This is a genomic window from Paenibacillus sp. FSL L8-0340, assembly GCF_038593145.1.
Taxonomy (GTDB): Bacteria; Bacillota; Bacilli; order Paenibacillales; family Paenibacillaceae; genus Paenibacillus_AQ.
The window spans coordinates 6498069-6513467 of sequence record NZ_CP151967.1 but is presented as its reverse complement, the minus strand read 5'-3'; the positions used below and the strand labels follow the sequence as shown (position 1 = coordinate 6513467).

General features: G+C 49.6%; 7 protein-coding genes, 16 tRNA genes and 2 rRNA genes. 23 read left to right on the top strand and 2 right to left on the bottom strand.

Features of this window, described 5'->3' with window-relative positions:
- Positions 1 to 71 precede the first annotated feature (71 nt).
- The 4 genes from NST07_RS29795 (at position 72) to NST07_RS29780 (ending at position 5035) form a co-directional block, all read left to right on the top strand.
- Positions 72 to 542: a GNAT family N-acetyltransferase gene (locus NST07_RS29795; protein ID WP_341096375.1), complete on the top strand. Its 471-nt coding sequence runs from the start codon at positions 72 to 74 to the stop codon at positions 540 to 542.
- A 36-nt stretch (positions 543 to 578) separates the two neighbouring features.
- The gene (locus NST07_RS29790; protein ID WP_341379812.1) at positions 579 to 2501 is read left to right on the top strand and encodes a DUF4097 family beta strand repeat-containing protein; all 1923 of its coding nucleotides are present in this window, start codon (positions 579 to 581) and stop codon (positions 2499 to 2501) included.
- A 124-nt stretch (positions 2502 to 2625) separates the two neighbouring features.
- Positions 2626 to 3057, top strand: coding sequence for a Fur family transcriptional regulator (locus NST07_RS29785; RefSeq protein ID WP_341379811.1), 432 nt, complete (start codon positions 2626 to 2628; stop codon positions 3055 to 3057).
- A gap of 256 nt (positions 3058 to 3313) precedes the next feature.
- Positions 3314 to 5035 carry a glycosyl hydrolase family 18 protein gene (locus NST07_RS29780; RefSeq protein ID WP_341096373.1) on the top strand — a complete coding sequence of 574 codons (1722 nt, stop codon included), beginning with the start codon at positions 3314 to 3316 and terminating at the stop codon, positions 5033 to 5035.
- A gap of 77 nt (positions 5036 to 5112) precedes the next feature.
- On the opposite strand, the gene NST07_RS29775 is transcribed toward NST07_RS29780, so the two are convergent.
- Entirely contained in the window at positions 5113 to 5478 is a 366-nt protein-coding gene (locus NST07_RS29775; RefSeq protein ID WP_038596523.1) for a DUF2614 family zinc ribbon-containing protein, read from the bottom strand.
- Positions 5479 to 5607: 129 nt separating this feature from the next.
- Between NST07_RS29775 and NST07_RS29770 the strand changes: the two genes are divergently transcribed.
- The 19 genes from NST07_RS29770 (at position 5608) to NST07_RS29680 (ending at position 13261) form a co-directional block, all read left to right on the top strand.
- Positions 5608 to 6483, top strand: coding sequence for a nucleotidyltransferase-like protein (locus NST07_RS29770; RefSeq protein WP_341096372.1), 876 nt, complete (start codon positions 5608 to 5610; stop codon positions 6481 to 6483).
- A gap of 448 nt (positions 6484 to 6931) precedes the next feature.
- Positions 6932 to 8487, top strand: a 16S ribosomal RNA gene (locus NST07_RS29765).
- 244 nt (positions 8488 to 8731) lie between these two features.
- Positions 8732 to 11659: ribosomal RNA gene (locus NST07_RS29760) — 23S ribosomal RNA — on the top strand.
- The 16S and 23S rRNA genes sit together here with 16 tRNA genes alongside, the layout of an rRNA operon.
- A gap of 63 nt (positions 11660 to 11722) precedes the next feature.
- Positions 11723 to 11798 (top strand) — tRNA-Asn (locus tag NST07_RS29755).
- Between the two features lie 3 nt (positions 11799 to 11801).
- Positions 11802 to 11894: transfer RNA gene (locus NST07_RS29750), tRNA-Ser, on the top strand.
- Positions 11895 to 11912: 18 nt separating this feature from the next.
- A tRNA-Glu gene (locus NST07_RS29745) sits at positions 11913 to 11984 on the top strand.
- 6 nt (positions 11985 to 11990) lie between these two features.
- Positions 11991 to 12066: transfer RNA gene (locus tag NST07_RS29740), tRNA-Val, on the top strand.
- Between the two features lie 81 nt (positions 12067 to 12147).
- Positions 12148 to 12224 (top strand) — tRNA-Met (locus tag NST07_RS29735).
- Positions 12225 to 12228: 4 nt separating this feature from the next.
- Positions 12229 to 12306: transfer RNA gene (locus NST07_RS29730), tRNA-Asp, on the top strand.
- 22 nt (positions 12307 to 12328) lie between these two features.
- A tRNA-Phe gene (locus NST07_RS29725) sits at positions 12329 to 12404 on the top strand.
- Between the two features lie 18 nt (positions 12405 to 12422).
- Positions 12423 to 12498, top strand: a tRNA-Thr gene (locus NST07_RS29720).
- Positions 12499 to 12503: 5 nt separating this feature from the next.
- Positions 12504 to 12589, top strand: a tRNA-Tyr gene (locus tag NST07_RS29715).
- A gap of 5 nt (positions 12590 to 12594) precedes the next feature.
- Positions 12595 to 12668: transfer RNA gene (locus NST07_RS29710), tRNA-Trp, on the top strand.
- 24 nt (positions 12669 to 12692) lie between these two features.
- A tRNA-His gene (locus tag NST07_RS29705) sits at positions 12693 to 12768 on the top strand.
- 46 nt (positions 12769 to 12814) lie between these two features.
- Positions 12815 to 12890, top strand: a tRNA-His gene (locus tag NST07_RS29700).
- Between the two features lie 19 nt (positions 12891 to 12909).
- Positions 12910 to 12984, top strand: a tRNA-Gln gene (locus tag NST07_RS29695).
- Between the two features lie 4 nt (positions 12985 to 12988).
- Positions 12989 to 13063 (top strand) — tRNA-Gly (locus tag NST07_RS29690).
- 7 nt (positions 13064 to 13070) lie between these two features.
- Positions 13071 to 13144: transfer RNA gene (locus tag NST07_RS29685), tRNA-Cys, on the top strand.
- Positions 13145 to 13179: 35 nt separating this feature from the next.
- Positions 13180 to 13261: transfer RNA gene (locus NST07_RS29680), tRNA-Leu, on the top strand.
- Between the two features lie 817 nt (positions 13262 to 14078).
- On the opposite strand, the gene NST07_RS29675 is transcribed toward NST07_RS29680, so the two are convergent.
- Complete coding sequence (locus tag NST07_RS29675) at positions 14079 to 15329, bottom strand: MFS transporter (protein WP_341096371.1); 1251 nt, start codon at positions 15327 to 15329, stop codon at positions 14079 to 14081.
- Positions 15330 to 15399 lie beyond the last annotated feature (70 nt).

Genomic DNA, 15399 nt, shown 5'->3' with positions numbered 1-15399 from the left:
ACTATAGGATTATTAGCTCAGGGCTTGTCGGCAACGGCAGGCCCTGAGCGGCATATAAGGGGACTGTGCGGATGAACACAATTATCAAGCTTGATCTGCAGGATGAGATCATTCTTAGTGAGCTATGGAGCCTTCAGCATAAAGCTTACCGGCTGGAAGCGGAGATGATCGGATTCCATGAAATTCCGCCATTGCTGGAGACCAGAGATATGCTGAGCCAGTCTCAGGAGGATTTCTACGGCCGTTTCGACAGCAGCGGCGATCTGATGGGGGCTGTTGCCGTGCTGGAAGAGTCACCGGGCAAGCTGACTGTGACCCGAATGATGGTGAGTCCTGAGTATTTCCGCCAAGGGGTGGCAGGAAGCCTGCTGGAATTTATCTTTGCCCATTATCCGGGAATGGAGCAGTTTATTGTATCTACAGGGAAGCTCAATATTCCTGCAGTTACACTGTATACCAAACATGGGTTTATTCCAGCCGGAGTAGAGGAAGTAGCACCGGGTGTGGAACTGATTGAATTTTACCGGAGTGGTATGCTTTGAAAGTAATACAATTCTTTATGGAAGGAGGAGCCCGAAATGAGTTCTGAAAAGAAAGATGATTCCGCCAAGCTCCCGACAGAGGAAGGGATATATGATACAACTGCACAGGAGCAAGATGACGGGATAGAGCAGAAGAAGCCCTCAATCCCGCCTCGTCCAAAACGCCGTCCCCATCGTAAACGCAAATTTATTGCCGGACTGCTATCCGCATTAATTCCGGGGACGGGACATCTATATTTCGGGCTTCTCCGCAAAGGGATTTCTTTCATCTTTCTTATCCTGCTTGATATTGCGGCGCTGCTTTATTTTTCGTCCATCGGTATGCAGATCAACGTTCCGCTGCTGATATTGCTGGCCCTGATGATTCCGGTGCTGTATTTCTACAATGTATTTGATGCCCTGCAGTCTGCTGACCGGATTTTGCGCTTTCCCGGGGAACAGGACACTGAAACGCCAGCCCCTTCAAAATATGCCAAACGCCGTACCCTGGTGAGTGAGCCGGGAATCTCGTTTGGCCTGATGCTGCTCTTTGGAGGAGTGCTGCTGTTCCTGTTCCGGCAGAAGCCGGCCTGGCTGCAAATGTTCATTCAGGATTATGCGGGAACGGTAATTGCCGCGGTGCTGATCGTCGGTGGTTTTTTACTGGGAGTCCGTGAGGTTGCGAAGGGATTATCCAGGAGCAGAGGCAATGAGCGGCGCACCCGCCGTGTCGGCCGATATACGGCCGCAGTCCTGCTTGCCAGTGTCGGCGTTCTTTTGCTGATGGATGCAAGAGATGGAACACATAATATGCTGCTGCTGCTAAAATGGTGGCCTGTTATACCGGTGCTGTGGGGTGCGGAATACCTGCTCATTTACTTTTTCTCGGGCCGCAGAGGTCAGACTGATTATGGTTCAAAAGCCCGGATGGATTTGCGCGGTCTGTTCTCATCTCTTATTTTGGCCGCCAGTGTATTTATCGTGGCAGAGCAGGAGCATTATTTGCATTTATGGAACCGGGTCAGCCTTAACCTTACCGCTGCCGCAGTGGATTACGGCGAAGCCAAGGGTAGCCATTTTCAAAAGCCCCCATTAATCGTACCGGTTGAGCTGGGCACCTCTAAACTAACTGTTGATGCCATCAACGGCGACATCATGATTCACCGAGCCCCGGTAGAGGATATTGAAATCACGGCTACAGTATGGGTGGATCAGCTTGATGGTGCAGTGGCAGAGGCGATATCGGAACAGTCCTTTGTGGAGGTCATTGAGGGTTCTAACATCAAAGTAACCCCAAAAACCAAGACTTATGGAGACTCCGGCAAACGCCAGCCGCGTATGGATCTTGACATTTCGCTTCCGGAGGACCGCCGCTTTAATCTGGAGGTGCGGACGATGAATGGCGGAATTACGCTGCAGAACGTGGAAGCCATTGAGGATATCTCTCTGGAGACCGGCAACGGCGCGATTGTTCTATACCGCATATACGGAAATGTAAAAGGAAAGACACTAAACGGGGAAGCCCGTGCCAGAACAGTTCAAGGGGACGTTGAGATGTCAACGAGCGGCGGGAATATGGCAGCTTGGGATGTTACAGGGGCATTGAAGCTGTCGACCGCTGTAGGCAATATAACGGCATCCGGCAACGGTGGTGAAGTGGATTTGTCCAGCAAGAATGGCAATCTGGCAATTGACGGTGCAATGGCTAAACTGCATGCTGAATCCCTAAATGGCAAAATTAATGCCCGATCAGAGTCCGTCGGAGGAGACTGGGATATTTACAGCGCAGTTGGCGACATTGATCTTTACGTGCCTTTATTTGGCGATTATAAGGTGGATGGATCCAGCGGTTATGGAGATATCGACACCGACCTGCCAGAGCTGACTATCGACAAAAAGACAATTTCCGGCAAAATCGGCAATGGCGAGTTCAAACTGCGAGTAGAAGGAAACAGCAACCTAAATGTGAGGAAATATTGAAATAAGTAATTTTTATTATATAATAATGAATATAATGTATCGACTCCGTTGACAACATCGAAAGTCCGGTCTTACAATTACTTTATAGCTTTATTATGTTTTTATTTTAAAGGCGGTGGAATTGATGGGTAGTGGCGTACAGCATGCATTGGAACAACTGAAGACTACCGGTGTCCGTATTACGCCTCAGCGTCATGCGATTCTTACGTATCTGATGGAAGCGTTGAATCATCCTACGGCAGACGATATTTACCGTGCGCTTGAGCCGCAGTTTCCGAGCATGAGTGTGGCAACTGTATATAACAATCTAAAGATGTTCATGGAAGCCGGTATGGTTCGCGAGTTGACTTATGGTGACAATTCAAGCCGTTTTGATGCAAATGTATCCGATCATTATCATGTCATCTGCCAGGTGTGCGGGAAGATCGAAGATTTCAGCTACGCCTCGCTGCATGAAGTGGAGCAGGCTGCCGAACGGGCTACAGAGTTTAAGATCCATGGTTTGCGGATGGAATTGTACGGTGTGTGCAAATGCTGCAGTGACAAGAAGCATTGAGATAACAGATTGAATAACATTATAGGTATAATCGACTGCTATGTTTCGGACTGCAGGAGATTTGCCGGTTTTTCCAAAACGTGCGGAATCCGGAAGCGGAGGCTGCACGTTTTTTTGATAATTCTGCTATGACTTACTTAATCTATGAATAACTTCCAGTAGATTTTCGCAACCAAAGAGACTCACATAGCGTATACTTAAGATTGGATTGGTTATACGCGCACGCAAAATTAACTAAATATGTGGAGGATACATTTTGGACAGAAGACAGAGACAAAGACGCACCAAGAAGCGTGGAGGTCTTTTTCGCCGTTTATTAGGGCTTGTCATAATAGCCGCCGCTGCTTACTGGATTGTATTTTATGTACTGCCGAATCGGCAGCATATTGATCCTGACTGGAAAGAGATGGAACACCCTATTTTTGTCAAAGGAGAGTTTACAGGTTTTAACGCTAACGGTACAGGAGAGAGTCTGCTGCTGCCTCTGCCGCTTTTGCAGAAGTATGTTGATTCTTCCATTCGTTATGAAGAGGAGAGCAAATCAGCCATTCTTTCGACTGAGAGCGAGCTTCTATATATGCAAGAGAATTCAACCTCCGCCAGCCTGAACAACCAGCCGATTCAGCTTCGGCTTGCTCCTGAAGAAAAGGATGGAGTGACCTATCTTCCGGCCGACACCCTCGAAGATCTATATGGTTTTGAGGTAGAAGAGGATAGTGATACCGGAGCTGTACTGCTGATGACTGCCGGGGAGACAGTTCCGCTGGGCAAAGTGAAGGGGGAGGAAGACGACAGAACGAAGGCACTGCGCAGCGAGGCGTCAATTCATGCCCCCATTATCGCGGATATGCCTCGGGGAGCCGTGGTGAGGATCTGGAAGGCTGACAACCCGGACTGGCTGTATGTACAGCTGAGCAGTGGGTATACGGGATATGCCAAAGCCGGTGACATTCTGTCAGACGGGCAAAAAACTGTAGAAGAAAAAACTTCCACACCGTCGAGAGCGGAACGTAACTGGAAGGGCAAGCCGGTAAATCTGTTCTGGGAAGCAGTATACGAGCGTAAACCGGATCCGGCTAAGTTCGGTGATTTGCCTGGAGTCAATGTGGTTAGCCCTACGTGGTTTGAGATTGTAGACGTGCAGGGCAATGTGCGCAGTAAAGCGGACAAGGCTTACGTGCAGTGGGCGCACAAGCAGGACATGGAAGTCTGGGCTCTGCTCAGCAACAGCTTTGATGCCGATCTGACGACTGAGGCTTTAGCGAGCTATGAGAAGCGGATGAATACGATCGTACAAATGCTGGAGTTTGCTGATTTATATGATTTGGATGGTATCAATATCGACTTTGAGAATGTATACACCAAAGACGGTGAGAATGTTACGCAGTTTATGCGGGAGCTGAAGCCAATGGCCCAAGCCAAAAATCTCATTGTCTCCATTGATGTGACGCCTAAATCGAAGAGTGAAATGTGGTCTTTGTTTCTGGACCGGCGCGCACTCGGTACAGTTGTTGATTTCATGATGGTCATGGCGTACGATGAGCACTGGGCATCCAGTCCAAAGTCGGGCTCTGTTTCCTCGCTGCCTTGGGTGGAGAGCTCCATCAGCCGCATTATCGAGGAAGACGAGGTGCCTGCCGAGAAATTGATTCTCGGTGTCCCGCTGTATACCCGCATCTGGTCGGAAACAACAGAAAAGGGTAAAACCAAGGTGAGCTCCAAGGCTGTGAGCATGAATGCGGTTCAGGAGATTCTTACTGAGAAGAAGCTGACACCGAAGCTTGATAAGGATGCGGGCCAGAATTACGTTGAGTACAAGGAAGACGGGATTCTCCGTAAAATATGGATAGAGGATAAGCTCTCACTACAAGGGAGAGTTAAACTAGCCAAATCGTTTGGACTTGGCGGAGTGGCCTCCTGGACACGCAGCCTGGGCAATCAGGAAGCCTGGGAGACCCTGCAAACAATTCATCAATAATATAATCTGTCAGTAAGATAACAAGGGGCTCCCAGTCTGGGAGCCCCTTGTTTGTATGATTCATTCATTGGCTGTCGTTATTGCTTGAGCTGCTGAGTTTCGAGCTGCTCTGCAGTTATCGTAGCCTGCGCCGGATCCCTTGTCAGAAGGGTATGGCAGAACATGCAGCGGTCTGTTTTCCCGAGCATCTTGGTCAGTTTGTGGCATTCCGGACATTCCAGCTGGACTGCGCTGGTGGACAGCATGCCTGCCCAGAAATAAATGGCGAGACTTGCCATCATGGAGATCAGGCCGATGACCAGACCGATAGCCGCGAATACTTTGCCTGCTGATCCCCAGAATACGATGCCTGCCGTTCCCAGAATCATGAGTCCCATTCCAAGCATGGTAAGCAGTAGTCCCCAGGTGCGAAAAGCATTGATTTTAGCCGATTTTAGCTTCATGAGTATTTACTCCTAACTAAAATATAGTTCGGTCGTCCAGGAGGAACTGATATGAATATGTAGAATATTATTATTTAAGAGGATTATAACTGACTGGACGCAAAATCGCCAAATTTGATGGAGGGAAGTATGGAACTATCCAATTTGACCCTGTTGAGTGGAGAAACGTTTGATGAGAATGTTCTGGGAGCTGTCACTTTGAGGCAGAAGGGTAATGCTCCGTTTCAGAGTGCGCTTCTTCATGACTTCGATATGGTAGTGCTGATGCTGCATGAAGATGAAGAGAAAGAACGGACTATAACCCATAGCATTGCCGGTGACCGGCGCACGCAGTCTGTGCATGTAGGCTTATCTGCCCTGGAGCGGGCTGTAATGGCGGGTGATAACAATGAACTTCTTACCAGCTTAATAGCTGGAGATGTGATTTGGGACCCTAAGGGAATATTAGGGGATATGCGCAGGGAGATCATGCAATTCCAGGGCCCGCTAAGAGAGCGGGTGCTGTTTATGGAATTTGCACGCTTTCAGCATATGTATGTTAAATCCAAACGGTATCTGGAAGCAAACTGTACCATGGATGCCTACAACTGTGTTTTGATTGCTTTGTATCATTGGGCGCGGATTGAAGTCAGTGAAGCGGGATTTTTCCCCGACCCTGCAGTATGGGAACAAGTCAAGAGTCTAAACACCCCTGTTCACAAGCTGTATGAAGAGCTTACGGTGAGTACCGAAACTCTAGATCAACGAGTCGAACTGATTCTGCTTGCCTGTGAATTTGCCCTAATGTCGAAGATGTCTGATTGTTGCAGATTGCTTTTGAATATCCTGGGCAGCCGAAAGGAATCATGGAGTATCAAAGAATTACTGCAGCATTCGGGCCTCAGCCAATTGGAAGCTGAACTGCCGCTTGTATTGCGCAAGCTTGTTTCCCGTTCACTAATAAGAGAGATTACTTCCTGGGCGGATGATGCCGGTGACGGTCATGCGGTACGTTACACCCGGTAAAGATAAAGAGCAGGATAGAGTGGCTATCCATAACGGGATGTTCCACCTGACAAAAGAGCATATGCTGTAGGATAGGGAGAGGCCGGGCGCTCTCTTTTTTTATTTGTACAGTTTCTGAATGAGATGATAAACGCAGGGAATATTTATAGTTGACTCTTTTGTTAATGGTGTGTTAAATTATAACTCGGCCCTCAGACACAATGACAAGCTGCAAAGCAAGCGTAAATCAACCGAAAAAAGAAATTAAAAAAAAGGTTGACTAAAACGAGGTCGCCGTGATATATTATAAAGGTCGCTGCTGACAAGCGCCGACGACGAAAAACAAGAACTTGATCTTTGAAAACTGAACAACGAGTGAGTATGGAAATCACGTAAGTGAGATCCGAAAAAAGAGAATGTAAATTCTCGTCAGATGTTTCAAATTGAGCAATCGCTCTTTCTAAATACCAATTTGGAGAGTTTGATCCTGGCTCAGGACGAACGCTGGCGGCGTGCCTAATACATGCAAGTCGAGCGGAGTTATGAAGGAGCTTGCTCCGGAATAACTTAGCGGCGGACGGGTGAGTAACACGTAGGCAACCTACCTCTTTGACTGGGATAACTACCGGAAACGGTAGCTAATACCGGATAATTCCTTTGTTCACATGGACGAAGGATGAAAGGCGGAGCAATCTGCTACAAGGAGATGGGCCTGCGGCGCATTAGCTAGTTGGTGGGGTAACGGCTCACCAAGGCGACGATGCGTAGCCGACCTGAGAGGGTGAACGGCCACACTGGGACTGAGACACGGCCCAGACTCCTACGGGAGGCAGCAGTAGGGAATCTTCCGCAATGGGCGAAAGCCTGACGGAGCAACGCCGCGTGAGTGATGAAGGTTTTCGGATCGTAAAGCTCTGTTGCCAGGGAAGAACGTCCGGTAGAGTAACTGCTACCGGAGTGACGGTACCTGAGAAGAAAGCCCCGGCTAACTACGTGCCAGCAGCCGCGGTAATACGTAGGGGGCAAGCGTTGTCCGGAATTATTGGGCGTAAAGCGCGCGCAGGCGGCTATTTAAGTCTGGTGTTTAAACCTTGGGCTCAACCTGAGGTCGCACTGGAAACTGGGTGGCTTGAGTACAGAAGAGGAAAGTGGAATTCCACGTGTAGCGGTGAAATGCGTAGATATGTGGAGGAACACCAGTGGCGAAGGCGACTTTCTGGGCTGTAACTGACGCTGAGGCGCGAAAGCGTGGGGAGCAAACAGGATTAGATACCCTGGTAGTCCACGCCGTAAACGATGAGTGCTAGGTGTTAGGGGTTTCGATACCCTTGGTGCCGAAGTTAACACAGTAAGCACTCCGCCTGGGGAGTACGGTCGCAAGACTGAAACTCAAAGGAATTGACGGGGACCCGCACAAGCAGTGGAGTATGTGGTTTAATTCGAAGCAACGCGAAGAACCTTACCAGGTCTTGACATCCCTCTGAATCCACTAGAGATAGTGGCGGCCTTCGGGACAGAGGAGACAGGTGGTGCATGGTTGTCGTCAGCTCGTGTCGTGAGATGTTGGGTTAAGTCCCGCAACGAGCGCAACCCTTGACTTTAGTTGCCAGCAGGTAAGGCTGGGCACTCTAGAGTGACTGCCGGTGACAAACCGGAGGAAGGTGGGGATGACGTCAAATCATCATGCCCCTTATGACCTGGGCTACACACGTACTACAATGGCCGGTACAACGGGAAGCGAAGCCGCGAGGTGGAGCCAATCCCAGCAAAGCCGGTCTCAGTTCGGATTGCAGGCTGCAACTCGCCTGCATGAAGTCGGAATTGCTAGTAATCGCGGATCAGCATGCCGCGGTGAATACGTTCCCGGGTCTTGTACACACCGCCCGTCACACCACGAGAGTTTACAACACCCGAAGTCGGTGGGGTAACCCGCAAGGGAGCCAGCCGCCGAAGGTGGGGTAGATGATTGGGGTGAAGTCGTAACAAGGTAGCCGTATCGGAAGGTGCGGCTGGATCACCTCCTTTCTATGGAGAATCGTTTCCTGCAATGGAAACATTCAAATCGGAAGCTTAGCTTCCGAAACTCAGGTTTAGGCCTGTTACTCACTCGTTGGTCAGTTTTGAGAGTTTAAGCTCTCAAGTAGTACCTTGATCCTTGAAAACTGGATACCGAAACGAATTTGCGTTTTAGAACATCTTTTAGCTGAAACTTGTGTAAACAAGTTTTAATTATAGCGATGCTAGCGATTTTCCTAACGGAAAACGCATTGGTTAAGCTAATAAGAGCACACGGAGGATGCCTAGGCGCCAGGAGCCGACGAAGGACGTGGCGAACAACGAAACTGCCTCGGGGAGCTGTAAGCAAGCTTTGATCCGGGGGTGTCCGAATGGGGAAACCCAGCTGTGGTAATTCGCAGTTACTTCTCTCTGAATACATAGGAGAGATAGAGGCAGACCAGGGGAACTGAAACATCTAAGTACCCTGAGGAAGAGAAAACAATAGTGATTCCGTCAGTAGCGGCGAGCGAACGCGGAACAGCCTAAACCAAGGGGCAAGCCCCTTGGGGTTGTGGGACGTCTCACATGGAGTTACAAAGGAATATGGTAGGCGAAGAGGTCTGGAAAGGCCCGCGATAGAGGTAAAAGCCCTGTAGCCTAAACTGTGTTCTCTCCGAGACGGATCCCGAGTAGTGCGGGGCACGTGAAACCCCGTATGAATCCAGCAGGACCATCTGCTAAGGCTAAATACTACCTGGCGACCGATAGTGAAACAGTACCGTGAGGGAAAGGTGAAAAGCACCCCGGAAGGGGAGTGAAATAGAACCTGAAACCGTGTGCTTACAAAAAGTCAGAGCCCGATCTAGGGGTGATGGCGTGCCTTTTGTAGAATGAACCGGCGAGTTACGTTTAACATGCAAGGTTAAGGTGAGAAGCCGGAGCCGCAGCGAAAGCGAGTCTGAATAGGGCGACTTAAGTATGTGGACGTAGACCCGAAACCGTGTGATCTACCCCTGTCCAGGGTGAAGGTGCGGTAACACGCACTGGAGGCCCGAACCCACGTATGTTGAAAAATGCGGGGATGAGGTGGGGGTAGCGGAGAAATTCCAATCGAACTCGGAGATAGCTGGTTCTCCCCGAAATAGCTTTAGGGCTAGCCTCGGTGAATGGAGTGGTGGAGGTAGAGCACTGATTGGGTGCGGGGCCCGCAAGGGTTACCAAGCTCAGTCAAACTCCGAATGCCATTAACTTCTTGCCGGGAGTCAGACAGTGAGTGCTAAGATCCATTGTCAAAAGGGAAACAGCCCAGACCATCAGCTAAGGTCCCCAAGTGTGTGTTAAGTGGGAAAGGATGTGGAGTTGCACAGACAACCAGGATGTTGGCTTAGAAGCAGCCACCATTGAAAGAGTGCGTAATAGCTCACTGGTCGAGTGACTCTGCGCCGAAAATGTAACGGGGCTAAACACACCACCGAAGCTATGGCTAGATGCTTTGCATCTGGGGTAGGGGAGCGTTGTATGTGGGTTGAAGGTGTACCGTAAGGAGCGCTGGACAGCATACAAGTGAGAATGCCGGTATGAGTAACGAAAAGATCAGTGAGAATCTGATCCGCCGAAAGCCCAAGGTTTCCTGAGGAAGGCTCGTCCGCTCAGGGTAAGTCGGGACCTAAGGCGAGGCCGAAAGGCGTAGTCGAAGGACAACAGTTTGAAATTACTGTACCACCGTAATCCGCTATGAGCGATGGGGTGACGCAGGAGGGTAGTGACGCGGACTGATGGATGTCCGTCTAAGCAGTGAGGCTGGTGTGTAGGCAAATCCGCACACCGTTAAGGCTGGGCTGTGATGGGGAGCGAAAATTACAGTAGCGAAGGTCATGATCTCACACTGCCAAGAAAAGCCTCTAGTCAGGAGAAGGTGCCCGTACCGCAAACCGACACAGGTAGGCGAGAAGAGAATTCTAAGGCGCGCGGAAGAACTCTCGTTAAGGAACTCGGCAAAATGACCCCGTAACTTCGGGAGAAGGGGTGCCTCGGTAGGGTGAATAGCCCGAGGGGGCCGCAGTGAAAAGGCCCAAGCGACTGTTTAGCAAAAACACAGGTCTGTGCGAAGCCGCAAGGCGAAGTATACGGGCTGACGCCTGCCCGGTGCTGGAAGGTTAAGGGGAGCGGTTAGGAGCAATCCGAAGCTGTGAACCGAAGCCCCAGTAAACGGCGGCCGTAACTATAACGGTCCTAAGGTAGCGAAATTCCTTGTCAGGTAAATTCTGACCCGCACGAATGGCGTAACGACTTGGGCGCTGTCTCAACGAGAGATCCGGTGAAATTTTAATACCTGTGAAGATGCAGGTTACCCGCGACAAGACGGAAAGACCCCATGGAGCTTTACTGCAGCTTGATATTGAATTTGGGTACGATCTGTACAGGATAGGTGGGAGCCGTAGAGGCAGGAGCGCAAGCTTCTGCGGAGGCGCCGTTGGGATACCACCCTGATCGTATCTAGGTTCTAACCTGGTGCCCTAATCGGGTACGGGGACCGTGTCAGGCGGGCAGTTTGACTGGGGCGGTCGCCTCCTAAAGAGTAACGGAGGCGTTCAAAGGTTCCCTCAGAATGGTTGGAAATCATTCGAAGAGTGCAAAGGCATAAGGGAGCTTGACTGCGAGACCTACAAGTCGAGCAGGGACGAAAGTCGGACTTAGTGATCCGGTGGTACCGCATGGAAGGGCCATCGCTCAACGGATAAAAGCTACCCTGGGGATAACAGGCTTATCTCCCCCAAGAGTCCACATCGACGGGGAGGTTTGGCACCTCGATGTCGGCTCATCGCATCCTGGGGCTGAAGTAGGTCCCAAGGGTTGGGCTGTTCGCCCATTAAAGCGGTACGCGAGCTGGGTTCAGAACGTCGTGAGACAGTTCGGTCCCTATCTGTCGTGGGCGCAGGAAATTTGAGAGGAGCTGTCCTTAGTACGAGAGGACCGGGATGGACGTACCGCTGGTGCATCAGTTGTTCCGCCAGGAGCATGGCTGAGTAGCTACGTACGGACGGGATAAGCGCTGAAAGCATCTAAGCGTGAAGCCCCCCTCAAGATGAGATTTCCCAATCAGTAAGACCCCTTGAAGACGACGAGGTAGATAGGTTGGAGGTGGAAGTGCAGCAATGCATGGAGCTGACCAATACTAATCGGTCGAGGGCTTATCCAACAAATTAAGACGCAGATTCGTTTCGGATTCAGTTTTCAGGTGATCAAGCCTGATATGTAATATTCCCTGATAGCTCAGTTGGTAGAGCACTCGACTGTTAATCGAGTTGTCACAGGTTCGAGTCCTGTTCGGGGAGCCATATGGAGAGGTGTCCGAGTTTGGCCGAAGGAGCACGATTGGAAATCGTGTAGGCGCCACAAGCGTCTCGAGGGTTCGAATCCCTCTCTCTCCGCCACAAATTTTCAACAAGCATGGCCCGTTGGTCAAGGGGTTAAGACACCTCCCTTTCACGGAGGTAACATGGGTTCGAATCCCATACGGGTCATATCATGGAGGCTTAGCTCAGCTGGGAGAGCATCTGCCTTACAAGCAGAGGGTCGGGGGTTCGATCCCCTCAGCCTCCACCATAACATTTCCTTAGAAGCTGTAGCTTCGCATGGATTCCAGGTGTTTTTCTGGGGCCGCAAGGGAACAATAACTTTTACTGACGCGGGGTGGAGCAGCCCGGTAGCTCGTCGGGCTCATAACCCGAAGGCCGCAGGTTCAAATCCTGCCCCCGCAACCAATTTGGAACCGTGGTGTAGTTGGCCTAACATGCCTGCCTGTCACGCAGGAGATCGCGGGTTCGAATCCCGTCGGTTCCGCCATCAATACCTTAACAACTTATATGGCTCGGTAGCTCAGTCGGTAGAGCAAAGGACTGAAAATCCTTGTGTCGGGGGTTCGATTCCCTCCCGCGCCACCATTTTCTTTAACTGAATATGCCGGTGTAGCTCAATTGGTAGAGCAACTGACTTGTAATCAGTAGGTTGGGGGTTCAAGTCCTCTCGCCGGCACCATCTGTGGAGGCTTAGCGAAGTGGCCAAACGCATCAGACTGTAAATCTGCTCACGTACGTGTTCGGTGGTTCGAATCCATCAGCCTCCACCATCCTTAGGGGCATAGTTTAAAGGTAGAACAACGGTCTCCAAAACCGTTGGTGTGGGTTCAATTCCTGCTGCCCCTGCCAATGAAAATTTTAAAGCTTAATATGGCGACCGTGGCGAAGGGGTTAACGCACCGGATTGTGGTTCCGGCATTCGTGGGTTCGAGACCCATCGGTCGCCCCATTTCTTTAAAACAAGATTGGCAAATTGTTAGTAACAGCTTCATATGGCGACTGTGGCGAAGGGGTTAACGCACCGGATTGTGGTTCCGGCATTCGTGGGTTCGAGACCCATCAGTCGCCCCATTTTTATCTAAAATGTTATTGGGGATTAGCCAAGCGGTAAGGCAACGGACTTTGACTCCGTCATGCATAGGTTCAAATCCTATATCCCCAGCCATTTTGCGGACGTGGCTCAGCGGTAGAGCATCGCCTTGCCAAGGCGAGGGTCGCGGGTTCGATTCCCGTCGTCCGCTCCATTTTTGTGGCGCCATAGCCAAGTGGTAAGGCAAAGCTCTGCAAAAGCTTTATCCCCAGTTCGAGTCTGGGTGGCGCCTCCATTATTTTTTGAACTGATTGTTATCATTATCTATACGCCGGCGTGGCGGAATGGCAGACGCGCTCGACTCAAAATCGAGTGGGAAACCGTGGAGGTTCGAGTCCTCTCGCCGGTACCAACTACAACCTTTAGAAGTCCATTGATATTATATCAATGGACTTTTTTGTGTAATTATTAAGTACAAACTTGGACATAAGGAGATGTGTGGTGTCGGAGAGTAATGGAATACAATGTCCTGACATATAACATAGTTTCCTTTTCAAATGGATATGTATATGCGCGCGGTGGGCCGTGTGCATATTAACAAGGCATCACTATGCTTTCATAAGGTGAAGGATAAGTGTTAGTTCAAGCTGCTGATGGTAAGTCAGCATCATAGCATTAACTTTATGACGAAGCTCCCCCTCATCCGAGCGGGCTGCCCCCAATACCGTGACGTTGGCCGGGCAGAAGTATCATAATCCCTTTCTCTAGTCATGGCGATTCATCCCACCACAGGATGATTTTAGCCGGAGAAGTGGTTGCTCAAGCCCCGTTTTGGGACTGTCACAGCGCTTCCGCTTCGTCGCTTCTGGATTTCACAGAGGAGAGAGGAACGTACTTGAAACAAGCATTATGAAGTTTTCAAGGATCAAATTGTAATCAAGGAAGTAAATATATGATGATTGCTTCCTGTTATATAAATGGGGATTAGGAGTGAAAAGGGAAACTGTTTCCTGGGAATTTTCTCGAAATAGAGTGTGTAAAAAAGAACTGGCCCCGTGTAGTAAGATACACAGAGCCAGTCCCTTTTTTATTCGTAGTGACTAAGATCAAAGCGATGAACTACCATGATCTAGGCAATCGTCATCTGCTGTTTGCACGCCGGTTCCATTTGTTTTTGCGTACTTAATAATAACTGGCTCATAATGAGCAATTAAAGCTGATAACCTCCATCAGAACAGGCACTTCGCAGAACCAACAAATTGATCCCTAGCCGCACCCAGACCAAAGATACCGAGTAGAGCAGAAGCGCCAACCAATATCAGGAGTGGAACGCTCCAACTATGAGTGGCATCATGCAAGTATCCAATCAGCGCTGGGCCAATTGCTGCTAGTAGATATCCGATGGATTGGGCCATGCCCGATAATTCAGCCGCCTGATGGGCACTTTGGGTACGCAAGCCGAAAAACATCATGGACAAGCCAAAGGCAAAGCCCGCCCCAATACCAAGAATAATAACCCAAAACAGAACCAGATGGATACTGCTATAGAGAAGTCCAAGTGTTCCGATCAAAAGCAGAATCGTTGTAATAACCACTAACAACCGTTGGTTAGGCATGCGTCCAGCTATAACAGGAACGACAAATGCAAAGGGGAGTGAAGCCATAATCAGAATCGAGAGAAACCAGCCGGATTGACTTGAACTGATGCCTTGATCTTTTAGTATTTCAGGCAGCCATGCCACCAGCACATAAAAAATGGCCGATTGTATTCCCATAAAAAGAGTTACCTGCCAAGCCAACGGAGAGCGCCATATATTGATCTGATGGTTGTTCCCTGCGCTGCTGGCAACAGCGGCTGGTTTCGCTGGAGCCTTGAGTTGCGGTACCCAAAAGAGAATGGAGATGACGCTAAGTATCCCCCATACTCCCAAGGCACCTTGCCAGTTCAAGCCTGCCCCCACAGCTAAGGGAACACTAATGCCGGAAGCAATTGCCCCGCATAGATTCATGGAAACAGAATAAACCCCTGTCATAGTACCCATTTGCTGCGGAAATTCCCGTTTAATCAGGCTCGGTAGTAACACATTACATATGGTGATAGCAAACCCCAGAACTGCGGTTCCAACATATAAGGTCACCGCTCCGGATAACGAGCGAACAACAATACCGATGACCAAAAAAATAAGGGAAATCAGGATAATACGTTCTACACCATATTTACGTCCTAATTTTGGTACAAAAGGTGATAATAATGCAAATGCAATCAGTGGAACTGTGGTAATCAGGCCTGCTAAGGTATTTGAAATATGCACGTTCTCCCGAATAATACTGACTAATGGCCCCACCGATGTGAGGGGAGCACGCAAATTCGCTGCGATAAAAATAATTCCTACGATCATGAACCATAATGTAGCTTGCTTGCGAATGCCGGTACTGGATATTTTATCCTGTTTTTTTAACAATTGTTCTGGCGAACTCATAAGGGTTCCTCCTGCGTTTTAAGTTAATTAATCGTCAATTTCATCCATGTGGAGGAAGTAACCTTAAGAG

What these genes read in the sequence shown, in the direction of transcription:
- NST07_RS29675 (WP_341096371.1), bottom strand. Translation starts at nt 15,329, where the DNA reads ATGAGTTCGCCAGAACAATTGTTAAAAAAACAGGATAAAATATCCAGT.
- NST07_RS29795 (WP_341096375.1), top strand. Translation starts at nt 72, where the DNA reads ATGAACACAATTATCAAGCTTGATCTGCAGGATGAGATCATTCTTAGT.
- NST07_RS29775 (WP_038596523.1), bottom strand. Translation starts at nt 5,478, where the DNA reads ATGAAGCTAAAATCGGCTAAAATCAATGCTTTTCGCACCTGGGGACTA.
- NST07_RS29785 (WP_341379811.1), top strand. Translation starts at nt 2,626, where the DNA reads ATGGGTAGTGGCGTACAGCATGCATTGGAACAACTGAAGACTACCGGT.
- NST07_RS29790 (WP_341379812.1), top strand. Translation starts at nt 579, where the DNA reads ATGAGTTCTGAAAAGAAAGATGATTCCGCCAAGCTCCCGACAGAGGAA.
- NST07_RS29770 (WP_341096372.1), top strand. Translation starts at nt 5,608, where the DNA reads ATGGAACTATCCAATTTGACCCTGTTGAGTGGAGAAACGTTTGATGAG.